The sequence below is a fragment of the Streptomyces sp. NBC_00358 genome (assembly GCF_036099295.1).
Taxonomy (GTDB): domain Bacteria; phylum Actinomycetota; class Actinomycetes; order Streptomycetales; family Streptomycetaceae; genus Streptomyces.
This window is the reverse complement of the sequence record NZ_CP107976.1, coordinates 5,145,375-5,166,933: the sequence shown is the minus strand read 5'-3', so window position 1 is coordinate 5,166,933 and position 21,559 is coordinate 5,145,375. Positions and strand designations below refer to the sequence as shown.

The window sequence follows — 21,559 nt, the reverse complement described above, 5'->3', positions numbered from 1 at the left end:
GGACGTTAACCCCGCAGAGCGTCCACTGTCTCCTTCGGATTCCATGCTTTTCCCCGCCCTCTGGCCAGCGGATAACAGGCCAGACCGGTCAGGACGGAGGTGAAATGCCCGAGATCGGTGAAGGTCCGGGCGGTGGCGAAGGGAATCCCGTACAGCGCCAGAACGACCACCAGATACACGTACCGCCAGGGCGCCGCGAACCGGTACGTGAGCACGCCGACCACCCCCGCGAGGGCATAGCTCACCCCGATGTCGAGGGTGTCGACCGCGGAGTGCGGTGCCACTCCGTGCTTGATCGCCCAGAGCAGCGCACCCTCGCTGATCAGCGTCGACAGCACATGCGCGGCCGCGTTGACCGCGAGCCAGCGCGCGGTTCCCAGCCAGCGTTCGGCCGGCGCCTGGAAGACGGTGTAGAGAACGGCGTACGGGATCCAGTGGCCGCCTTCGATCCACATCGCGCTGGCGAACAGCACCCGCACCGGGTTGTTCGACAGCTCGTGGATGTTCGTCGAGCGCTGTCTCAGGAAGTCCTCTTCGAAATCCGGAGACATGTGGTGCATGGCCACGGTCGTGATGAACAGAATCGTCAGCCAGATGTACGTGCCCGGAGCGCCGCGCACGTACGTCCACACCCTGTGGAAGCCCCGGTCAATACGCATGGTCCGATTCACCCATGCCGGGGGTGTTCCCCACGCGATCGACATTCCGGACGATCCGCCCTCCGGGGCGACCAGCCCGTTGCCTGCACGCCACGAACATATGAAATGGCCGGATCGACAGAGTGTTCGTAACAGTGCCTCGCTACTCTCTGGTGCCGTGACTGTTACTGATGGTGCGGGAGTTCTCCGTTTCTCCTTACTGGGTCCGCTGCGCGCGTGGCGGGGCGAGACGGAACTGGCCCTCGGCTCACCGCAGCAGCGGGCCGTGCTCGCGGTGCTCCTGCTGCGCCGTGGACGCGCGGTCGGCGTCGGCGAACTCGTCGACGGCATCTGGGGTCACGACCCGCCCGCCGGCGCCGTCCCCGTGCTGCGCACCTATGTGTCGCGGCTGCGCAAACTGCTGGAGTCCGACCGGACCCCGGGCGTCCCGCCCCGGCTCGTGGTGTCCATCGGTGACGGGTACGCGCTGCGGACCGAGGAGATAACCAGCGATCTCGGCGAGTTCGAGGAGGGCCTGGCGCTGGCCGAGCTGCGCCGCGCCCGGGGCGACAGCCGCGGGGCGGCCCGGCTGCTGGGCACCGCGCTCACCGCCTGGCACGGCACCCCGCTGGCCGGTGTGCCGGGACCGTTCGCGGTGACCGAACGGGCACGCCTGACCGAGCGGCGGCTGACGGCCCAGGAGTACCGGCTCCGCGTGGAGCTCGAACTCGGCCGCCACGAAGCGGTGTTGCCCGAACTGGTGGCACTGCGCGGCGCGCAGCCGCTGCGCGAGGCCGTGTGCGAACTGCTGCTGGTGGCCCTGCACCGCTGCGGCCGGCAGGCCGAGGCGCTGGAGGTGTACGCGGGCACCCGCCGCACGCTCGTGGACGAGCTGGGCATCGAACCCGGCCCCTCCCTGCGGGCCACGCACGCCCGGCTGCTGGCCGGGGACCCGGACCTGTCGCCGCCACCGGTTCCGGTACCGGCGCCGGACACCGACGGCACCGGCCGCGAGGACGACCCGGACCCCGAGCCGGCGGACGACCCCGACCCGGACGAGCACGCGCGGGTCGCGGGCGACGTACATCCCTCCCAGCTCCCCGCCGACCTGCCTCTGTTCACCGGACGCGACACCGAACTCGGCCAGGTGGACGCGCTGTTGCCCGCCGAGGAACATCCGGCCACCGCCGTCATCGGCCTGATCAACGGCATGGCCGGAGCGGGCAAGACCACCCTGGCCGTGCACTGGGCACACCGCGTCGCCCATCGCTTCCCCGACGGCAGCCTCTATGTGAACCTGCGCGGATACGACCAGGGCGGCTCCGTGATGGACCCCTCCGAGGCGTTGGAGACGTTCCTCGTCGCCCTCGGCGTGGCCCCGCAGGCCGTCCCCGAAGGGCTCGACGCGCAGGCCGCCCTCTACCGCAGCGTCCTCGCCCGCCGCCGCGTCCTGATCGTGCTGGACAACGCCCGCGACAGCGGGCAGGTACGACCGCTGCTGCCCGGCACACCGGGCTGCCTGGTCATCGTCACCAGCCGCAGCCGGCTGACCGGACTGGTGGCCGGCCACGGCGCCCATCCGCTGACCCTGGGGCCGCTGAGCACCGGCGAGGCCCGCGCGATGCTCACCCGGCGGATCGGCGCCGTACGGGTGGCGGCCGAACCGGAGGCCGCCGACGCCATCGTCGAGCTGTGCGCCCGGCTGCCGCTGGCCCTGGCCATCGTGGCGGCACGCGCCGCCCATCACCCCGGCTTCCGGCTCGCCGACATCGCCGGGGAACTGCGGGAGACCCACGGCAGTCTGGACGCGTTCACCGGCGGCGACGCCCACACGGACGCGCGCGCCGTCTTCTCGTGGTCGTACCACGCGCTGCCCTCCCCGGCGGCGGAACTGTTCCGCCGGCTCTCCCTCCACCCGGGCCCCGACATCGGCACGGCCGCGGCCGCCGCCCTGGCCGCGGTGCCCCCGCGCCCGGTCCGCGCGCTGCTGGCCGAACTCACCGGGGCCAGCCTGCTCGGTGAACACGCGCCCGGCCGCTACGCCTTCCACGACCTGCTGCGTGCCTACGCCCGCGAACTGGCCGACACCGAGGACACGGAGGAGCGGCGCGACGCGGCGCTGCACCGCATGCACGACCACTATCTGCACACCACCCACCACGCCTCCGCGATCATCAGCCCGCTCCGCGAGACCCTTCGCCTGCCGCCGAACACAACGGACGGCGGGGCGCCCCGGTTCACCGGACGCAAGCAAGCCATGCAGTGGCTGCGCACGGAGCGGCACGTCCTGCGCGCGGTCGTCGAGCACGGCGCCGCCCACGGTTACGAGGACCACGCCTGGCGCACCGCCGTCGGACTGGACCTGTACTTCGACCGGCTCGGCTTCTGGCACGACCTGATGGAGATCAACAGTGCCGCGCTCCGGGCCGCCCGCGCCGTCGGCGACCGGCTGGGCGAGGCGCACGCCCTGCGCGGTCTGGGCTTCTTCCACACCCGGTTTGCGCACTCCGCCGAGGCGCGCCGGGACCTCGGCCGGGCGCTGGAGCTGTTCCGGGCCGAGGGCGACCTGCCCGGCCAGGCACGCACCCGGCGCTGTCTCGCCTACCAGGCCAACGGCGAGGGCCGGTTCACCGTGTCGCTGGACCACTACGAGCACGCCCGCGAGCTGTACCGGACCGAGGGCAACACGAGCAGCGAGGCCATCGTTCTGAACGAGGTCGGATGGACGTACATCCTGCTCGGCGAGCACGACAAGGCGCTGGAGCACTGCGAGAAGGCCGTCGCCCTGCACCAGGAGATCGGGGACCCGATCGGCGAGGCCGCGGCACAGGACAGCGTGGGCTACGCCCACCACCAGCTCGGCCGGTACGACGCCGCCGTCGAACGCTTCGAGCAGGCGCTGGCGCTGTACCGGGAGGTCGGCGACCACTATCTGGAGGCGGACACCCTGCGGCACATCGCCGACTCCCGGCTCGCCGCGGGCGACCGGGACGCGGCGATCGGCGCCTTCCGGAAGGCACTCGCCCTCCTGGAGGAGACCTCCCACCCGGAGGCCGCCGACCTGCGGGCGACCCTGCGCGACCTGGGCGCCGCCGGGCCCGGAGAAACCGGGGACGGTCCGCCGTGACCGGCCGACCCGGACGCGCTCAAGCCGCGGCTCGGTCCCGGTCCTGCTCCCGCTCCTGCTCCTGCTCCTGCGGTCGGACGTCGTCGTCCCCGACGACACCGTGCTCGCGCAGGGCCAGGCGCAGGCTGCGCAGCGCGTAGTACACCCGGGACTTGACCGTGCCCTGCGGGATGCCCAGGGCGTCGGCCGCCTCCTGGGTGGTGCGGTCCTCGAAGAACGTCGCCCGGATCACGTCGCGGTGGGCGGGAGTGAGCGCCCGAAGGGCCTCGCGCACCACGACGGACGACAGCATCCGTTCGATGTCGTCCACCTCGGCGCCCAGTTCGCTCAGCCAGGTGGCACCGCCTATCTCCAACGGCCGCGCCATCCGCGTCCGGTGCCCGTCGATGACGAGGTTGCGGGCGACCCGGAACATCCAGGGGCGTACGGCCATGCCCTCGTCGTCGACCAGGTTCCGCTTGTTCCAGCAGCGCAGCAGCGTCTCCTGGATGACGTCCTCGGTGCGGTGCGTGTCCCCGCCGAGCATGCGCAGCACATACGTGTAGAGCGCCGGGCCGTGTTCCAGGTAGAGGTCGCGCAACGCCCGTTCCTCGGGCGAGACCGCGCTCGCCGATCCGATGACCGTGACGTTCATGGTGTGCTCCTGTTCCTTGGGATGACCGGCCCCGGTCAAGGGAGACCTGGGGCCGGTGCCTCCGGGGGAACGGAGTGTTCCGACGGGTGTTCCACATTCGTTTGACGCCGGGTGTACGAAGTGATGGACGAGCTGGTCGGGGCGGGTGTGACCAGGGGTATGCGCGAGGTCGCGCTCGGCGACTCAGACGTACGCCTCCAGTGCGTCGACCTGTCCGCGGACCTGCCCGACGAGTGCCGCGTAGCCGGGGGGCAGCAGGCCGTGCCGGTCCAACGTGTCCCACATGTGCAGGAGTTCGCGCCCGTGGGCGACGACGGCCCGGTCGTCGTCGAGCTGCTGCCAGGCCGCCGCGGCCCGTGCCACCTCCGCGGGTGCCCGGCCGTCCCTGGCCCGGCAGCGGATCCGGGCCACGGCCAGGGCCAGCACGATCGCCTCCCGGTGGTCGCCGCGCAGGTGTGCGAGGTACGCCTCGACGGCCCGCGCCTCCACGGCGTGCGGGTGCTCGGCGCCCATCGCGTCGGTCAGTTCCTCACGCAGCGCGGTCGCGTCGGCGAACGCTTCGTCGAGCAGGCCGTCGGCGGCGAGCGCGTTGATACGGCCGATCCGTCCGGTGAGGCCGTCGGGGAGACCGGCGGTGACGGCGGGGGCCGCGACGGCGCCCGGGTCGGGTACCTCCGCACGCGCGGCGGCCGTGGCGCGGGCCCGGGCGACCGCGGTGGCGACGGCGGAGGCGGTGTCCGCGTCGGAGACGGGAACGACGACGGTGGCGACGGCGGTGATGGCAGCGGCGGTGGCGGTGGCGACGGGATCGGCCGCCGGCGCAGCCGTGGGGTGGGGCTCGTCTGACGGCTCCTCCTCCGGTTCGAGGACGCGGCTCGAACCGTCCGGCAGCACCTCAAGTACGAAGCGGTCGGCACCGGGGCTGTCGTACACCGACGCCGCGACGGCGCCGGCACGTTCCTCCGCGTACCTCTGCAACCGGTCGAGGACGGCCTCGTGCACGGACTGACCGGGGGCGGGAACAAGGGTGTGTCCATCGATCTCGGCGAGCCCTTCGCCGGAGATGTACACATCGAAGCGGGCCATGGCTGTCCTCCTCATGCGGCGGTCGGGGGGGAACTGGTCGCGGTCGCGGTCGCGGTCGGGGTCGGGGTCGGGGCGGGCGTGACGCCCGGAGTGGCGCCCGAGGGCGGGGCGCCGATGCCCTGGTACTTCGCGAACTGGGCGCGGATGGCGAGGACATAGCCCTGGGCCTCGTTCGTCTGCGGCACCCCTCTGGCCGCGCGGACGGCGTCCATCCCGACGTCGTAGCCGGCCAGGGCGAGGTCCAGGACGCTGTTGGTGGTGCCGTCCCCGTCGCCCCGGTCCACCTCGCCGTCGTCGATCATCTGCTGGCCCTGCTTGGCCAGTTCGCACAGGTAGCGGCCCTGCGCCATGATCGAGTCCTTCGCGTCCAGGGCCGAGGTCTTGCCGTTGCCGTCGTCGTCCTTGCCGTACTGCGTGAAGACGTCGGGCGGTAGCTGCGAGAGGCCCTTCTCGCCGTTCGGGCCGACCAGGGCGCTGTTGAAGCCTGACTCCTTCTCGATCTGGGAGGCGATGACGATCGGGCCGATGGCGCCGCACAGTTCGCCGGCCTTCTGAATGGGGTCCACCAGGTCCGCGGGGACGGTGGAGGTGTCCAACTGACCTTTGCCGTCGCCCTGGAAGATGCCGAGCGACTGGTCCGCGTCGGCCTGGCTGGGCGGACTGCCACCGCCTCCGTGGAACAGCAGGTACAGCGCGATGAGCGGCGCCAGCAGCACGCCGAACCCGCCCAGGATCACCACGACGACCAGCGTTCCGGCCAGGGCGAGCGGCGACAGCAGGCAACCGCAGCCGGTGCCCGCGATGATCCCGTTCCTGACGGCCGACGAACCGCCTTCTCCGCTCTCTCCGCTCATGAGCGCCCGCCTTCTTCCCTTCGCCTTGAACCGCTGTGGCCACATGGCCCGTTGTGCTGTCCGACGGGCTCGACAGATCGAAACGGCGCCCGGAGCAAATAAGTTCAAACCAGCGGAAATCAGATGAGCCAGAGCAGCGGATCAGCAAGCGAAGAGGGGGCGGGGCACACATGGGGACTCCTTCGGCAATGCCGTCGGGCCCGGGGTCATGGGTAAGGGGACCGAAGAACCCGCAGCCGACGCCGACGGAAGCACGGCCCGCTCCTGACGGGACCGGCGTCCAGACGCCCCCCGGGAGCCCGGCAACCCCGGCCCCGCCCGCGGCACCGGCCGGACAGCCCGCGCGCCCCGAGGTTGCCGCTCCCGCGTCACCGCAGGCCCACGCGGTCCAGCCCGCGTCACCACAGGCCCACGTGGCCCCACTCGCGTCACCAGAGGCACCCGCGGTCCAGCACACCTCGCCGCAGGCACCCGCGGTCCAGCCCGCGTCACGGCACGCCCACGTGGCCCAGCCCGCGTCACCGCAGGCACCCGCGGTCCAGCACACGTCGCCTCAAGTCCACGCCGCTCAGCCGGTGTTCACCACGGCTCCGCAGGCCGCGCCCCGGCCCAAGGCCGTCTCGCCGAAGTCCGCCGCCGCCTCGGAGCCGTCCTGGGGCCAGTCGAAGCGGCCGCCCAGGGCCGCTCGCGGCAGATCGCGCGACGAGGTCGGCTGGGTCAAGGCGCACGGCGGATCCGGCGCGACCTCGCTGGTCGAGGCGTTCGGCGGGGTGGACGTGGGAGCCCGCTGGCCGGACCCCGCCCGCGGCGAGCCACGCCGGGTCGTGCTGGTCGGCCGGACCAACGCGCGCGGACTGCGGTCCGTCTCCCAGGCGTTGGGCGCGCTCAATGAGGGCAACGCCCCGCAGGGACTCGAACTGCTCGGTGTGGTCCTCGTCGCCGACGCCCCCGGGCGGCTGCCGCTCGGCCTGCTGCGTCGCATCCGCGTGCTCCGCTCCGTGGCCCGGGTGCACCGCCTGCCGTGGATACCGGCCTGGCGTGCGGGCGGCCGCCCCAAGTCCGTCCCCAGACAACTCGCCACGCTCGCGCGGCTGGTGGGCGGCGAGCCCTACGGCGAGGGAGCCGCGTCGTGACCCAGCCCCTGCTCGACACGCGGTTCCTGGCCGCCTACACCCCGCCGGTGGAGGCCGACACCATCCTCGGCCTGCTCGCCTGGTGCGCCTCGGCCTGCGGTGTCGGCGGACTGATCATCGTCGGCATCCAGATGGCGCTCCAGTTGCGCCGAGGCGATCCCGGCGAGGGCGGCGAGCACTTCCGCGGCGTCTTCTTCGTGACCCTCAGCTGCCTGGTCGCCACGTGCGCCGGTCCGCTGGTCACGGCCCTCGGCAGCCTTCAGCTCCTCGGCCCCTGACCTCGACCCACCTTCCCGCAAAAGCCAGTCACCCTCCCGCCCGCCGTTCGTACCGGGCGCCGAATCCCTCGGAGATCCTCATGTCCTCTCTGCTCTACGAAGCCTCCAGCATCCTCGCCGCCGGAGTCCCCCAGCCCGCGGCCAACGCCCCCGGCGAGCTCACCTCCAAGGTGAACACGGTCCTCGGCATAGCCGCCTGGGCGGGCACCGCCGCCGGGGTCGCCGGGGTCCTGATCACCGGCGCGATGATGGCCGTCTCCGTCAAGCGGGGCGAGAGCTCGGAGCACATGAGCCGGCTCGGCATGGTGCTCGGCGGCTGTGTCCTCGTGGCCACCGCGGGTCCGCTGATCAGCTTCGTCTTCGCGTAGGCCCGGCGGACGGTCGTGATGTTCAAACGCAGGGAGCGCCGGCTCACGGAGTCCGGGCCGTACTACAAGCAGCGCAGTTGGCAGCTGTCGGCTGGATTCCTGGGCATCGTCGTCGTGGTGGGCGGGATCGTCACCTTGCTGTCCGGCCCGGACACGACCACGGCCCACGCGAACGCCGCGGCCTCCCGGGGCCCGCTGGCCCGCACCTCCGCCGCGAAGGACGGCCGGCCCGCCGGCTGCCGTACCGACGACAGCGCGGGCGCCGCGCTGCCCGAGGCCGCGCCCAAGGACGTGAGCTGGCGCACCCTCGGTGTCGCGAAGGTGCCCGTCTCCGCCTCCGCGGGACCGACCCTGATCCAGGGACCTCTGTGGTGGTGCTACGCGCACACACCGACCGGGGCCGCGCTCGCCGCCCACATCATCCCCTCGCAGATGAGCGGGTCCGACTGGCGCACCGTCACCGAGCAGCAGGTCGTCCCCGGGCAGGGCCGCGAGATGTTCGAGTTCCAGCGGGCCACCGTCCGGAGCACCGACAGCCAGAACGGCGACACGGCCGTCGCCTCGTACGCCGGCTTCTCCGTGACCTCGTACACGAACAGCGCGGCGACCGTCCGACTGCTCCTGAAGAGCGCCCAGGGATACGCGGCGACCAACATCTCCCTGCGCTGGAGCGGCGGCGACTGGAAGGTCGAGCCCGACGACAACGGTTCGCTGCACTCGCCGGTGTCGGCCGTCCAGAGCACCAACGGCTTCATCCTTTGGGGGGTTTGACGTGAACTGCACGTCCGGGAATCCGATCACGGACCTGGCGAAGGGGTTCTTCAGCTTTCTCGGCGATCCCATCGGGACCATCGTCGAGCTGATCGCGAAGACCATCCTCGCGGGCGCGGTCGCGGTGTTCGCGGCGCTGACCACCAACGTCCCGACGCTGGAGCAGACCCAGACGTCGAAGGACATCAGCGGCGACACGCAGTGGATCGTGGTCTACCTCGCCGTCGGCTCGCTGCTCTTCGCCGCCTGCCGCATGGCCATCGAACGGAAGGGCGACGCGGGCCGCACCGCGCTGAAGGGCATCATGCGGGTGGTGCTCGTCTCGGGTGCCGCCACCACCGTCGTGGTGGCCGCCGCGGCCGTGGGCGACAGCTACTCCAACTACCTGTTCAACAACGCCGTACGGGATTCGCTGAACAACGTCGGAGCCTGCTCGGACGGCGGAGGCATCCAGTCCTTCCTGCTGCTGGTCCTCGCGTTCCTGCTGCTGATCGCCGGGATCATCCACACGGTCCTGATGTACATCCGGCTCGGCGTGATGATGCTCCTGCTGGGCACGCTGCCGCTGGCCGCCGCCGCCTCGATGACGGACTGGGGCGCCGGCTGGTGGCGCAAGCACATCGGCTGGATGATCGCCTGGCTGCTCTACAAACCCGCGGTCGCCCTCGTACTCAACGCGGGCATGGCGATGATCAACTCGGGCAAGAACAGCGGCACCGGTGACACCAGCACCATCAACACCCGGATCGCCGGCATCGGCGTGATGCTGCTCTCCGCCGTCGCGCTGCCCGCGCTGCTGAAGCTCATCGTGCCCGCGACCGCGGCCATGGGCACCGGCAACCCCATGTCGAGCATGGGACAGGCGGGTTCCAGTCTGGCCAGCGGCGCGGTCCAGCTCGGCGGCAGCCGCGGCGGCTCCGGCGGCGGTGCGCAGGTGGGTCCGAGCGGCGCGACCGGGTCCGGCGGCTCGGGCGGCTCGTCCGGCGCCGGTGGTTCGTCCGGCGCGGGCGGAGAAGCGGGCGCGACCGGATCGGGCGGAGCGAACGGCGCGGCCGGAGCGGGCCGGGCCGGTGCCTCGGGTGCCGGAGCGGCGGGCGGCGGCGCGAGCGGCGCGGCAGCGGCGGCCGGACCGGCGGGGGTCGCCGTCCTCGCGGCGGTGGCCGCGGCGCAGGTGGCGAGTTCCACCGTCTCCGGCGCGGTCGAGGGTGCCGACGGCGAACTGGGCCACAACAAGTGATCGCCGGGGAGAGAACGCGGTCCGGACCGGGCGCCCGGCGCGAGCGCGACCGGACGTCACCCGGGGGCGGCCCCCGTCGGTGACCGGCGGACTCCCCGTCGTCTCCCCTCCTCCTGCCTCCCCGCCCTCCCCTGAACGGCCGCCGGGCTCCCGCTCCCCCCTGGGGGCCCGGCGGTCTCCCCACCGCCGCGCCGTACCCGCGTCACTTCACGAAGGGAAACCGGACTCATGTCCACGGAAGCCGTCATCCATCCGACCTACGGAAACTGGCGCAGGCCACGGCGGCCGGGGCTCGGACCCCTCGGACTCGTCGGCACCTTCGGGGTGTTCGGCGGACTCATCGTCACCCTGCTGGCCTCGCTGATATCGCTGTACGCGGCGCTGGTCGTGTTCGTACCGGTCGTCGTGTTCCTGGTACCGCTCGCCGTCCGCACCCAGGACGGTCGCAACGTCTACCAGCTCATCACCCTGCGCATCGGATGGTGGCGCCGCAAGGCGAAGGGCGCGCACCTGTACGTCTCGGGCCCGCTGTCCGCCCGGCCCGGCGGCCGGTTCCGCCCGCCGGGCCTGCTCAACAAGGTCACCGCGACCGAGGGCCGGGACGCCTACGACCGTCCGTTCGGCGTGCTGCACCACCCGGTCCGCAACCTCTACACGATCGTCCTCGGCTGCGACCCCGACGGCGGCTCGCTCATCGATCCGGACCAGGTCGACGTCTGGGTCGCGCTGTGGGGCGAGTGGCTCGCCCGGCTGTCCCACGAACCCGGCCTGCGCGGCGCCACCGTCATCGTGGAGACCGCGCCCGACCCGGGCACCCGGCTCGCCCACGAGGTGCTGCCCCGTATCCACCCCGACGCTCCGCCCGCCGCCCGCGCGGTCATGGAGGAGGTCGTGGAGCGGTACCCGAGCGCGTCCTCCGAGATGCACACCTACATCACCCTGACCTACGGCGTCCCGCCCGGCCAGCGGCGCAAGAAGGCCGATGTGATCACCGATCTCGCCATCCGCATCCCGGGCCTGCTCAGCGGGCTCGTCGCCGCGGGCGGCGGTGCCGCCTACCCGCTGTCGGCCGAGCGGATCGCCGAGGTCGTCCGCGTCGCCTACGACCCGGCCGTCGCCGCCGACGTCCTCAACGCCCGTGCCCAGCAGGGCGGAACGGGGCTGGAGTGGGACGACGCGGGTCCCGCCGCCGCGGTCGAGACCGTGAACAGCTACCAGCACGACTCCGGCGTCTCCCGGACCTGGCTGCTGACCCTGGCGCCACGCGGCACCATCCGCTCCTCGGTGCTCCGGGGCATGCTGGAGGCCGCACCCGGCACCCGGCGCAAGCGGGTCGCGCTGGTCTACCGGCCCATCGACCCCGCCACCTCGGCGCGCATCGTCGAGGCGGACCGGCGCAGCGCCCAGTTCATGGCCTCGTCCGGCAAGGGCATGGTGCAGGCGCGCGCGGCCTCCGAGGTGCGAGCGGCGGAGCAGACCGCCGCCGAGGAGGCCTCGGGCGCCGGGCTCGTGGAGTTCTCGCTGATGCTGACGGTCACCGTCGACAGCATGGAGGAGCTGGATGACGCGAGCGTCACCGTCCGCAACCTGACCGCGGCGTCCCGGGTCCTGATGCGGCCCGCGGACCGGATGCAGGCGGCGGCGTTCAGCTGCACCCTGCCCGCCGGAATCCTCCCCTGGGAGCAGACCCTCGTCCCGCACGAACTGCAGGAGGCCCTGTGAGCCGGCGTGAGCAGAAGCGGGCCGAACGGGCGGACCGGCTGGCCGAGGAGCAGGCGCTCGGGGCGCCCGCCCCGGGCGGGACCGGCGCGTCCGAGCCCTGGGCGCGGACGTCCGGGCAAAAGGAGCGGGCCGGGGCGGCCGGCTCCGGCGGCCGGGAGGGTGGAACGGGTACGGGCCCCGGCGCGGTCCCGGCGGGCAAGGGGGCCATGCCGCCCGAGCCGTCCAGGTCCACCAGGTCCACCAGGTCCACCACGAACGGCAGCTCCGGCAACTCCGGCAAGGAGAAGACCTCGGCGAAGCCGAAGGAGTTGTTCGTCCCGCACCGCGGCTGGTACGGCGTGGGCGGTGGGCGCGTCGGCTACATGGACCCGCCCACCATGTGGCGGGCCACTACCGTGCAGGCCTGCGGCATGTGGCCGTTCGCCGCCGGTTCCGGCTCACCCATGACAGGCGTACCGCTCGGGCAGCATCTGTTCACCGGCGCCACCGTCTGCGGCGACCCGCTGAACTGGTTCACCCGGGCCCGCTACATCTCCAACCCCTCGCTGTTCATGCTCGGTATGCCGGGCCTGGGCAAGTCCACCCTCATCAACCGGATGCTGATCGGGCTCGCCGCGACCGGTGTCGTCCCCCTCGTCCTCGGCGACCTCAAGCCGGACTACGCCGACACCGTCCGCGCGCTCGGCGGCCAGGTGATCTCCATCGGCCGCGGCCGGGGCGGCATCAACGTCCTCGACCCGGGCGCCATGGGAGAGGCCGCCGCGAAGATCGGCGGCGAGGCCGGCGAGGTCCTGAAGGCCGAGGCCCACGGACGCGTGCTGAACATGGTCGCCGCCCTCATCACCATCGTCCGCGGGCGGCCCATGGACGACCACGAGCAGTCCGTGCTCTCCGCCGTGCTCCATCATCTGCGTGAACGCGCCCCCCAGGGCCGTGCGGTGCTGCTGCCCGACGTGCTGCGGGTCCTGACCGAGGGCCCGCCCCGCGTCCGCGCGGTCACCCTCGACCGGGGTGACGACGCCCGCTACCGGGACGCCGTCGACCCGCTGCACCGCTCCCTGCTCGGCATTCTCGACGGCCCGCTCGGCGACACCTTCGCCTCCGAGACGTCCACCCGGATCGACCCCGACGCGCCCGCCGTGTGCATCGACATCTCCGGCATCGGCGAGGCGGACACCCAGCTCACGGCCGCCGCGATGCTCGCCGCCTGGTCCGACGGACTCGGCACGGTGGCCGCCTCGCACGCCCTCGCGGACGCCGGACTCGCGCCCAGGCGCTGGTTCTTCACCGTCCTCGACGAGCTGTGGCGCCCGCTGCGCGCGGCCTCCGGCATCGTCGACCGCATCGACGCGCTGACCCGGCTGAACCGCTCGCTCGGCCTCGGCGACGCGAAGATCACCCACACGCTCAAGGACGCCGAGGCGCTCGGCACCGACGCCGACCGCGCCAAGGCGCGCGGCTTCGTCGAACGGGCCGGGATGGTGGTGTGCGCCGGGCTGCCGAAGACCGAGATGGAGGACCTCGGCAAGGTGGTCGGCCTGTCCCGGCGCGAGATCGAGCTCGTGTCCTCCTGGTCCTCGCCGCCCGGCTGGGGCGTCAACGGCGACAACGAGGAACCGCCGGGCCGCGGCCGGTTCCTGATCAAGGTCGGCGGCCGCCCCGGCATCCCCATCAAGGTCGCCATAACCGACGCGGAGCGCCGGCTGCACAACACCAACACCCGTTGGACGACCAACGAGGAGGCCGTCGAGCAGGCAGCCGCCCGTGCCGCCGAGCAGGTCGCGCGAGCCGCGCAGGAGGGCGTCCACGGATTCCCCGGCACTCCCGGCGGTCCCGGCGGCCTCGGCGGTCCCGGCGGTCCCGGAACCGAGGCGGCGGCCGGGCGGTGGACCGCGTGAGCGCCCCCCGTGGCGGTGGCGGCGACCTGCACGACCTGCTGCCGTGGGCCGTCGTCGCCCTCGCCGGCACCGGACTGCTGACGTTCACCCTCGCCTGGTCCGGGGGCACCCTGGGCGCCGGTCTCTCCGGAAACGGCTGGAACGCCCCGCCGTTCGCCCTGTCCACCGTCACCCGCCTGGTCTCCGACGGTCCGGGCGCGCTGTGGCCCACGGCGCCGGCCGCCGCCGTCTACGCGGGCATGCTCGGCCTGCTGACGCTCGTCGCGCTGCCCGTCGCCCTCGTCGTACGCCTCTTCATGGACCGTTCGGCCCGCCCCAAGGGCCTGGCCGGGCGGCGTGAACTCGCCGCCATGTGCCCCAAGGGCATCGAGGCCCGCGCCCGCGAACTGCGCCCCGGGCTCAAGGGCCGCGGCCAGGTGCACCCGGACGAGACCGGCAACCTCCTCGGCGACCTGGAGCCCAAGGGCCCTGAACTGCGCAGCAGTTACGAGGACGTGGAACTCGACCTCATGGCACCCAGGGCCGGCAAGTCGACCGGGATCGCCGTACCCAGGGTGCTGCGCGCCCAGGGCGCCGTCCTGCTCACCTCCAACAAGGCCGACGTGTACGCCGTCACCCGCGCCGAACGCGAGAAGGCGGGCACGGTCTGGACGTTCGACCCGCAGGGCATCGCCCACACCCCGCGGGCGATGTGGTGGAACCTCCTCGGCGAGTGCCACACCATCGAGGGCGCCCGCCGGATGTCCGGCCACTTCGTCGCGTCCGTCAACGACGACACCGCGAAGAAGGACTTCTGGATCTCGGCCGCCCAGAACACGCTCACCGCGCTCTTCCTCGCCGCCGCGCGGGGCCGGGCCCCGGTGACCGAGATCCTCGCCTGGCTCGCCGACCCCGCCGACCGCGCCCCGATCGACCTCCTGCGCCAGGTCGGACTCGTCGCGATGGCCGAGCAGTTGCAGGGCACGGTGCGGGGCGCGGTCGAGACGCGGGACGGCATCTACGAGACCGCCCGGCAGACCGTCTCCTGCCTCCTCGACCCCGAGATCCTCGCCTGGGTCACCCCTGACCCCGACCTCCCGGAGTTCCGTCCCGACCGGCACGTCCTCGGCCACGACACGCTCTACCTGCTGTCCAAGGACGGCGGCGGCTCGGCGGCGGGCGTCATCGCGGGTCTCGCCGACGCGACGATGCGGGCGGGAGTCGTCGCCGCCGAGCGCATGGGCGGGCGCCTCGACCCGCCGCTGACCGCGGTGCTCGACGAGGCGGCGAACGTGTGCCGCATCTCCGATCTCCCGGATCTCTACTCGCACTTCGGCTCGCGGGGGATCAACGTCGTGACCCTGCTCCAGAGTTACCGCCAGGGAGCCCGGGTGTGGGGCGAGGTCGGCATGGACGCGCTGTGGAGCGCGGCGACCGTCAAGCTGCTCGGCGCGGGCCTGGACGACGCCGACTTCGTCCAGAAGATCTCCACCCTGGTGGGCCAGCACGACGTCCGCACCCCGAGCGTCTCCCGCAGCAAGGACGGCACTTCGCGCTCGTACTCCTACCGCCAGGAGGCCGTCCTTCCCCCCGACCGGATCCGCGCCCTGCCCAAGGGCACCGCGCTGCTCCTCGCCACCGGGGTGCGACCCGCCCTGATCCGGCTGCGGCCCTGGTACAAGGAGCCCGGCGCCGGTGCCATCTCGGCGGCGGCGAAGGCGGAGACGGCGGCGATCACCGAACGGGCGGCGGGCCGGCTCCTGCCGGGCGTGGCGCTGGAGAAGACGTCCCCGGGAGGGGACGCCCGGCCAGCGTGACCGTGCGCAGCAGCAGTTCGGCGGGCCCGTACCGGATCCGGCCCATCAGCCGCGTACCGAGGGCCAGTTGGAGGCCGTACAGCAGCACGCAGCCCGCGACGACGACGGCCGTGCCGACCCGGTCGTAGAGCCCGAGACCGTACCCGGTGAACACCCAGGCGAGGACCAGCGACTGGGTGAGGTAGTGACTGAGTGCCAGGCGCCCGGAGGCGGCGAGCGCGTCGGCCGCCGGGCGCACGGCGCCGGTCAGCAGGAGCACTCCGCACGCGTACGACACCGTGAGGGCGGGCGCGGTCAGCAGCGACACCGCGTGCCCGACCAGGAACCACCGGCTGTCCAGGGGCCCGTTCGCACAGCACGCGGTGACCACGCCGCCGGCCAGGCCGACCGGCAGCCAGCGCAGGACCGTCCGGCGCAGCCACACCCGGTCCCGCCCGCGCCGCTCGACCAGTCCCGCCTTCGCGGCCGCGAGTCCCGCCAGGAAGGCGGCCAGCATGTCGGGGGCGTACATCAGGTTCGCGCCGAGCGCGGTCGGCAGCTCACGCAGATGCGCCCCGACCACCGACGGGAAACCGCCCCGGTAGGCGGCCACGATGTGCGCGGCCTCGGGGGCGTACCCGGCCGGGGTGACGGGTTCGGTGAGGGCGACGGTCGCCAGCCCGTAGCCGAGCAGCACGAGGGCCAGTCCCACCACCAGGCAGACCGCGACCCGCAGGGCGGCCCGGGGACCGAGGTCGCGCAGGCCGTACAGGACCAGGGCCAGAGCGGCGTACGTCATGAGGATGTCGCCGGGATAGAGCAGCACGGCGTGGACGAGACCGAGCCCGAACAGCCCGGCCGTACGCCGCAGATGCCGCACCGCGAACACCGGCCCGGCCCCTCGGGCGGCCCGCCTCTGGAGGACGAAGCTGTAGCCGAACAGGAAGGAGAAGAGCTGGTAGACGGTGGTGGTCGCGGTCACCGCCCACGCGGCCGCCCGGTCGATGTCCGAGGCGCCGGGACCGCCGCCGAACGCCGTGTAAGGGCCCGCCATCAACTGGGCGTTGACGAGCAGGATGCCGAACAGGGCGAACCCGCGCAGCGCGTCGATCTCGTGCACCCGCCCGAGGCCGCCCGGTCCGCTCCCGCCCCGGCGCACCAGGGACCCGCTCCGCCGTTCCATGGCCCCGCCCCGGATCAGGCTCACGACGAGACCACGACGCCGGTGCCGAACGCCAGGGTCGACGACAGGAACCATCCGAACGACGGCGCCAGCAGATACCGCAGCGTCCACAACCTGGCCGTGGCGGGCCGGTTCTGCGCGTAGACCACGGGCACGCTGCCGCCGACCGGCGGCAGCCCGCACAGCGGCCCCCGCCAGCCCGGGTCGAAGACCAGCCCCCGCCCCAGGTGGTCGGAGAACACCACGAGTCCGCCCCACCGCCGGTCCGCGGTCATGCGGGGCGTCACCTGTCCCATCACGCGCAGCCCGCGCACCCACAGCCGTACGGCCCCCAGCGCCGACCGTGTCGCCAGCGTCAGAAAGCCGAGGCCGGACCCCGTGCACAGCGCCAGCAGCACCAACTCCGCGCCCATACCGATCCCTTCGTCCACGAACCGCACCTGGGACGCACAACGGGTCGCGCGTCCGGCCGGTTCATACCCCCGCTTTGAACCACCGGACGCCACCGCCCCGTTGTGGTGACGACCCCGCCCCGCACACCTCATGCGACGTCTACGAAAGGAGCTTCGGCACAGATGAGACGGACTCTGCGCGCACACGGCCACCGGACGGCGGCGACCGTCACCCTGGCCCTCGCCCTGACGGCGACGGCCCCGCAGCCGGCCCGGGCCGAGCCCAGCACCCTCACCGAGGTACACGCCGAACTCAAGCGCCTCTACCACGACGCGGAGGTCGCCACCAACAAGTACGACGCCGCCGACGAGAAGGTGGGCGAGCAGGAGAAACGCGTCCACACGCTCCAGGGCCGGATCGAGGAGGCCGAGTCGAGACTGGGCCGCCTCACCTCACTGGCGGGGGCGGCGGCCCGCGCCCAGTACCGGGGCGACAGCCTGCCCGCCGAGATGCAGTTCGCCCTCTCCGACAACCCCGAACGCGCCCTGGACAACGCCTCCTTGGCCCGGCAGGCGCAGCAAGCCACCCAAGGGGTGCTGACCGCCCTGAGCGCCACCCGTAAGGACCTGGGGACCCGCACCGACGAGGCCGCGGACGAACTGAGGGATCTGCGGGCGAGCCGCCGCGCCATGGACACCGAGCGCCAGGCGATCGAGCAGCGCATCGACGAGGCGAAGAAGCTGGAGTCGCGGCTGGAGAAGAAGGAGGTCGAGCGGCTCGCCGCGCTGGAGAAGAAGGAGGCCGCCGCGGCCCAGGCGAAGTGGGTGGGCACGGGCATCCTCGCGAAGGTCGGCACCGACGCGACCCCGGCCGGGAAGAAGGCCATCGCCTTCGCCACCCGCCAGCTCGGCAAGCCGTACGTGTGGGGAGCCGAGGGCCCCGACTCCTTCGACTGCTCCGGCCTCACCTCGCAGGCCTGGCTGGCCGCGGGCCACCCCATCCCCCGTACCTCGGAGGAGCAGTGGCGACAGCTCAAGCACGTGCCCATCGAGGACATGCGCCCCGGCGACCTCATCATCTACTTCGCCGACGCCAGCCATGTCGCCCTCTACATCGGCGACGGCAAGATCATCCAGGCTCCCCGGCCCGGCCGCTGGGTGTACGTCTCCCCGGCCGCGTCGATGGAGATCCTGGGGGTGGTCCGGCCGGACGCGTGACCTTCGAGGAGGACCGGGACGAGGGGCGGACCACGGTGGTCCGCCCCTCGTCCCGCCGGGGCCGGGAGCACGCCCGGCAGCCCTGAACGGGTCCATCAGTTCCGAACGCGCCCGTCAGCCCCGGGCGGGCCGCGGTCCGGGCGGCGGCCCGAACGGGTCTACGGCGTCGACGGCGGGCACCTCCTTCGGGCGGTGCGAACCGGGCTTGCAGCCGGCGAACACACCCGACGGATCCCGCAGGTTCTGCATGATCGGGCCCAGGAAGTCCCGGTGCCAGGCGGCCGGCCCGGTCATGCCGGACTCGGAGCCGGTGTCGCTCAGTTCCCCCCAGGCGAGCCACAGCCCGTGCAGCTGGGCCACCGCCTCCGGGTGCTCCCACCAGCGCGAGCACCACAGGGACATGGAGGTGACCTCCCGGCCGTAGACCGGCAGCAGCACGTGGTGCACCCACAGGGTCAGCTGCCGCAACGTCCGGCCGTACTCCGGCGCCTCCAGGTAGAGGATGAACTTCGGCGCGGGGGGCTGTGGCGGACTCCCCTGCGGGGCCTGTGCGTCGGATTCCGGGGAAGGTTCCGGGGTCGCTGCCCGGGAGGGTTCCGGGGGCGCTGCGGTCGCCTGCTCGGCGTCAGGCGTCTGGACCGTCATGGCGCTCCTTCCTGATGCGCGGTGAGAGCCGCGTCGGACAGTGGTCGAGGAACCCGTACGAGGTCCGGGTCCCGTCCGGTCACCACAACGCACGCGTGCGGTACGGGGTTCACGGATCCGGTGGATCGCCGGTGCGGTCACCGGGTTGAACCGCTCGGACGTGCCTTCCGTTGCATCTGTCGCGGCCGCCGAAACGGCCGTGAACGGAATCGCAAAACGGAATCGCGAAAAAAGATCATCCGGCACGGCAGTTCCACGGCGCGGGCGAGTGGCACCTCACTCGCCACTCCGGCGAGGAGGACCTCACGATGGCGGGTTTCAACGAGGAGAAATTCAGGTCCGACGATGCGGACATGAGAAAGGAATTGAGGAAGTACAACCTGCACAAGGACGCGAAATTCATGGCGGCCTTCGACGGCTACATGGACCAGCTCTACAACAACGGGACATGGCTCAACCAAGGGCACAAGCCCAATGATCAGTGGTCGGGCGATGCGGCGAACAACCTGATCAACGAGTTCGACCGGATCAACGCACTGCATGTCCCGGCCAGTTGGTGGCGAGAGAACAGAAGGAAAGATAACTTCGCCACGCTGCGGGACGCGAAGGCGCAGGAGACCTTCAGCAAGAAGTACCTGTGGAGCAAGACGGAACCGTTCTACCCGGCGAAGCAGGCCGCGAAAGCCGGTGGTCTCATTCTGGAGACGTCGCCCCCCGGAAGGATCTTCAACGGAAAGAACTGCGGGTTCGAGAACTGGTCGGACGCTCCGGTACAGGCCGACCTCTGGAAGTACATGTCCAGCCACTACGTCGACGGCGCGCGGGGCCCGGTCGAGGCGGTGGTACTCGAAGGCATCGTGGCCAACAGCGTGCTGACCGCGCACGAGTGGCCCCACCTGAAGAAGCGGATCGAGGCCGGCGAGGTCTCCAACATGCACGTCAAGGTGATGGGCATCAGGGGCGATTCGCAGGACTCGTCCACGTGGTCGCTGGAGACGAAGGCGACGTTCAACATCCACTCGCAGAACTCCTTCGACCAGATTCCCGCCCCCGGCGATCCGCAGTTCGCGGACAAGCAGGGACGCTGGCGCAACCAGGAGAAGGCGCGGAACGCCAGCAAGTCCTCGTCCAGTTCGTCGAGTTCCCAGGACAGTGCTTCGAGCAAGTACTCGCTGAAGAACTTCCACGAGGCGTTCGACGACCCCAACGCGGTGATCGTCCTCTCGGACCCTGCCACGGGCAGGGCATCGGGCGCGGAAAGCCCGCACGAGCTCTCCCAGGTGCTGAGCCGTCAGCTGACCAGGGTGGACACCAACGCGTCGCTGCAAGGGGCGGACAGGGAGGCGACCAAGCAGGCGGTGCTCGGCGAACTGCGGGCCCAGGCGGCGGCATCCCATTCACTGGACGAGAAGCTCACGGCCTTCAAGGCGGAACAGCAGCGCCGGGCGAGCACCACGCAGTGGCCGGGCACGCAGGACTACGGCACCCAGCTCACGCAGGGCATGTCCAGCATAGGTCTCGGGCCCTCCGGCACCGCGGACTACTCTCCGACGTCGGCCCCTCCCGGATCCGGGGGCAGCTACTTTCCGCAAGGCGGCCAGTACGAGAAGCCGTACACCTACTCCCTCCAGCCGACGACCACGGGGCAGGGCTTCCCCGGCCAGCGGACCGAGTCGCCCGAACAGGGGAGCCCGTTCGCCTATCCGTCGTCGCCGGTCGGGAACGCCCAGTCGTACAACCCCTCGTACGACGCACGGGACCGCACACCGAGCACGGAATCGGCCTCCTCGGCGGACGGTGCTCGGCTGACGCGTACCAACAGGCACCCCAGTCCGCCGTCGGAGGCGCCGGCCCCGGTGCAGGCCAGTTCGTCGGGGCACGGAAGCAGCGGCGGAAGGAAGAAGAAGCCGGAGCCGAGCGGCATGCTGAAGTGGCTGGCGGGAGCCCCGCAGAAGAAGCATGGCACCCCCGGTAAGTAGGGACTGACCGGCTCCTCCCGGGCCCGCGGCGTGTTCGTGGCGGCGCGGACCCGGCCGCATGGCCCGCTTCGCGCGACGAAGCGGGCCATGCGGCCCTTCAGCACGGCCTTCGTGTGTCCGTCGGATTCGCCCTCGTGCGGAGGGCCGAATCGGCAGGCGTGGACTGCGGCTGCGCCGTGGGCGCCCTTCCACGCCGAAGACGCCCGCACAACAAGCCCGTACCGCCGAGGGGTTCGACGACACGACCACAGGACACCGGAATCCCTTTCGGGGACGGCCGGTTGAACCGCCGGGCGCGCCGGGTCCGTTGTTCTCCTCCGACTGGTGTCGGCATCCGGCCGACGGATACAGCCGAGAGGTTGGAGGTACGCCATGACCACAGCCCACGCGTGGCGGTCCGCGTCGCAGGGTCTGCTGGAGCGCCGCCGGTCCGCGTCCGCTGCGGACGGCTGCTACGCCCGCCGGACGGCCCCCGCGCGACCGGCCGACGGCGCCCCGCGGTTCCCCGCGAACGGCGCCCCGTGGTTCCCCGAGGCCCCGCTGCCTCCCGGTCTGCTGCCGTTGCCGAGCGGATTCGAACCGCGCGGGGCGTGACCCGCGCGCCGAACCGACGTCGTACAT

General features: G+C 72.3%; 19 protein-coding genes. 12 read left to right on the top strand and 7 right to left on the bottom strand.

Translation table 11 applies throughout. The features are described 5' to 3' along the window. Nucleotides 1-5: 5 nt before the first annotated feature. On the bottom strand, nt 6-659 hold the full coding sequence (locus tag OHT01_RS21915) for a rhomboid-like protein (protein WP_328554816.1): 654 nt from the start codon (nt 657-659) through the stop codon (nt 6-8). Between the two features lie 157 nt (nt 660-816). On the opposite strand from OHT01_RS21915, the gene OHT01_RS21910 reads away from it, so the two are divergent. Beyond that, nucleotides 817-3,765: an AfsR/SARP family transcriptional regulator gene (locus OHT01_RS21910; protein WP_328554815.1), complete on the top strand. Its 2,949-nt coding sequence runs from the start codon at nt 817-819 to the stop codon at nt 3,763-3,765. 19 nt (nt 3,766-3,784) lie between these two features. Here OHT01_RS21910 and OHT01_RS21905 read toward each other — a convergent pair whose 3' ends face one another. From OHT01_RS21905 to OHT01_RS21895, 3 genes are all read right to left on the bottom strand, one after another. Next, entirely contained in the window at nt 3,785-4,399 is a 615-nt protein-coding gene (locus OHT01_RS21905) for a sigma-70 family RNA polymerase sigma factor (protein WP_328554814.1), read from the bottom strand. Nucleotides 4,400-4,582: 183 nt separating this feature from the next. Then, nucleotides 4,583-5,485, bottom strand: a complete 903-nt coding sequence (locus tag OHT01_RS21900; protein ID WP_328554813.1) for a hypothetical protein — start codon at nt 5,483-5,485, stop codon at nt 4,583-4,585. 11 nt (nt 5,486-5,496) lie between these two features. Next, nucleotides 5,497-6,339: a lytic transglycosylase domain-containing protein gene (locus tag OHT01_RS21895; RefSeq protein WP_328554812.1), complete on the bottom strand. Its 843-nt coding sequence runs from the start codon at nt 6,337-6,339 to the stop codon at nt 5,497-5,499. A 413-nt stretch (nt 6,340-6,752) separates the two neighbouring features. On the opposite strand from OHT01_RS21895, the gene OHT01_RS21890 reads away from it, so the two are divergent. From OHT01_RS21890 to OHT01_RS21855, 8 genes are all read left to right on the top strand, one after another. Continuing rightward, nucleotides 6,753-7,472 (top strand): hypothetical protein, encoded by a 720-nt coding sequence (locus OHT01_RS21890; protein ID WP_328554811.1) that lies wholly within the window; start codon nt 6,753-6,755, stop codon nt 7,470-7,472. Further along, on the top strand, nt 7,469-7,750 hold the full coding sequence (locus OHT01_RS21885) for a hypothetical protein (RefSeq protein ID WP_328554810.1): 282 nt from the start codon (nt 7,469-7,471) through the stop codon (nt 7,748-7,750). Before OHT01_RS21890 ends, OHT01_RS21885 begins: the two co-directional genes overlap by 4 nt. 80 nt (nt 7,751-7,830) lie before the next feature. After that, nucleotides 7,831-8,118, top strand: coding sequence for a hypothetical protein (locus OHT01_RS21880; RefSeq protein ID WP_328554809.1), 288 nt, complete (start codon nt 7,831-7,833; stop codon nt 8,116-8,118). 18 nt (nt 8,119-8,136) lie between these two features. Next, nucleotides 8,137-8,889 carry a hypothetical protein gene (locus OHT01_RS21875; RefSeq protein WP_328554808.1) on the top strand — a complete coding sequence of 251 codons (753 nt, stop codon included), beginning with the start codon at nt 8,137-8,139 and terminating at the stop codon, nt 8,887-8,889. Between the two features lies 1 nt (nt 8,890). Beyond that, nucleotides 8,891-10,126 carry a hypothetical protein gene (locus OHT01_RS21870; protein WP_328554807.1) on the top strand — a complete coding sequence of 412 codons (1,236 nt, stop codon included), beginning with the start codon at nt 8,891-8,893 and terminating at the stop codon, nt 10,124-10,126. A gap of 228 nt (nt 10,127-10,354) precedes the next feature. Beyond that, the gene (locus tag OHT01_RS21865; protein ID WP_328554806.1) at nt 10,355-11,848 is read left to right on the top strand and encodes an SCO6880 family protein; all 1,494 of its coding nucleotides are present in this window, start codon (nt 10,355-10,357) and stop codon (nt 11,846-11,848) included. Nucleotides 11,849-12,210: 362 nt separating this feature from the next. After that, complete coding sequence (locus OHT01_RS21860) at nt 12,211-13,746, top strand: ATP/GTP-binding protein (RefSeq protein ID WP_443043538.1); 1,536 nt, start codon at nt 12,211-12,213, stop codon at nt 13,744-13,746. Next, complete coding sequence (locus OHT01_RS21855) at nt 13,743-15,542, top strand: type IV secretory system conjugative DNA transfer family protein (RefSeq protein ID WP_328554804.1); 1,800 nt, start codon at nt 13,743-13,745, stop codon at nt 15,540-15,542. Before OHT01_RS21860 ends, OHT01_RS21855 begins: the two co-directional genes overlap by 4 nt. Here OHT01_RS21855 and OHT01_RS21850 read toward each other — a convergent pair. Beyond that, entirely contained in the window at nt 15,460-16,728 is a 1,269-nt protein-coding gene (locus OHT01_RS21850) for a DUF418 domain-containing protein (protein ID WP_328554803.1), read from the bottom strand. The genes OHT01_RS21855 and OHT01_RS21850 overlap by 83 nt on opposite strands. After that, nucleotides 16,725-17,135, bottom strand: a complete 411-nt coding sequence (locus OHT01_RS21845) for a hypothetical protein (RefSeq protein ID WP_328554802.1) — start codon at nt 17,133-17,135, stop codon at nt 16,725-16,727. The genes OHT01_RS21850 and OHT01_RS21845 overlap by 4 nt, the downstream gene beginning before the upstream one ends. A 144-nt stretch (nt 17,136-17,279) precedes the next feature. Here OHT01_RS21845 and OHT01_RS21840 point away from each other — a divergent pair, with 144 nt between their 5' ends. Beyond that, nucleotides 17,280-18,314 carry a C40 family peptidase gene (locus tag OHT01_RS21840; protein WP_328554801.1) on the top strand — a complete coding sequence of 345 codons (1,035 nt, stop codon included), beginning with the start codon at nt 17,280-17,282 and terminating at the stop codon, nt 18,312-18,314. A gap of 114 nt (nt 18,315-18,428) precedes the next feature. On the opposite strand, the gene OHT01_RS21835 is transcribed toward OHT01_RS21840, so the two are convergent. Further along, on the bottom strand, nt 18,429-18,959 hold the full coding sequence (locus tag OHT01_RS21835) for a DUF4913 domain-containing protein (RefSeq protein WP_405916749.1): 531 nt from the start codon (nt 18,957-18,959) through the stop codon (nt 18,429-18,431). 353 nt (nt 18,960-19,312) lie between these two features. Here OHT01_RS21835 and OHT01_RS21830 point away from each other — a divergent pair, with 353 nt between their 5' ends. Both OHT01_RS21830 and OHT01_RS21825 read left to right on the top strand, forming a co-directional pair. Next, nucleotides 19,313-20,938: a hypothetical protein gene (locus OHT01_RS21830; protein WP_328554800.1), complete on the top strand. Its 1,626-nt coding sequence runs from the start codon at nt 19,313-19,315 to the stop codon at nt 20,936-20,938. Nucleotides 20,939-21,310: 372 nt separating this feature from the next. Then, nucleotides 21,311-21,532: a hypothetical protein gene (locus OHT01_RS21825; protein ID WP_328554799.1), complete on the top strand. Its 222-nt coding sequence runs from the start codon at nt 21,311-21,313 to the stop codon at nt 21,530-21,532. The last annotated feature ends 27 nt before the right edge of the window (nt 21,533-21,559 follow it).

What these genes read in the sequence shown, in the direction of transcription:
- OHT01_RS21840 (WP_328554801.1), top strand. Translation starts at nt 17,280, where the DNA reads ATGAGACGGACTCTGCGCGCACACGGCCACCGGACGGCGGCGACCGTC.
- OHT01_RS21825 (WP_328554799.1), top strand. Translation starts at nt 21,311, where the DNA reads ATGACCACAGCCCACGCGTGGCGGTCCGCGTCGCAGGGTCTGCTGGAG.
- OHT01_RS21875 (WP_328554808.1), top strand. Translation starts at nt 8,137, where the DNA reads ATGTTCAAACGCAGGGAGCGCCGGCTCACGGAGTCCGGGCCGTACTAC.
- OHT01_RS21830 (WP_328554800.1), top strand. Translation starts at nt 19,313, where the DNA reads ATGAGAAAGGAATTGAGGAAGTACAACCTGCACAAGGACGCGAAATTC.
- OHT01_RS21900 (WP_328554813.1), bottom strand. Translation starts at nt 5,485, where the DNA reads ATGGCCCGCTTCGATGTGTACATCTCCGGCGAAGGGCTCGCCGAGATC.
- OHT01_RS21860 (WP_443043538.1), top strand. Translation starts at nt 12,211, where the DNA reads ATGGACCCGCCCACCATGTGGCGGGCCACTACCGTGCAGGCCTGCGGC.
- OHT01_RS21835 (WP_405916749.1), bottom strand. Translation starts at nt 18,959, where the DNA reads ATGACGGTCCAGACGCCTGACGCCGAGCAGGCGACCGCAGCGCCCCCG.
- OHT01_RS21865 (WP_328554806.1), top strand. Translation starts at nt 10,355, where the DNA reads ATGTCCACGGAAGCCGTCATCCATCCGACCTACGGAAACTGGCGCAGG.
- OHT01_RS21905 (WP_328554814.1), bottom strand. Translation starts at nt 4,399, where the DNA reads ATGAACGTCACGGTCATCGGATCGGCGAGCGCGGTCTCGCCCGAGGAA.
- OHT01_RS21895 (WP_328554812.1), bottom strand. Translation starts at nt 6,339, where the DNA reads ATGAGCGGAGAGAGCGGAGAAGGCGGTTCGTCGGCCGTCAGGAACGGG.
- OHT01_RS21880 (WP_328554809.1), top strand. Translation starts at nt 7,831, where the DNA reads ATGTCCTCTCTGCTCTACGAAGCCTCCAGCATCCTCGCCGCCGGAGTC.
- OHT01_RS21915 (WP_328554816.1), bottom strand. Translation starts at nt 659, where the DNA reads ATGCGTATTGACCGGGGCTTCCACAGGGTGTGGACGTACGTGCGCGGC.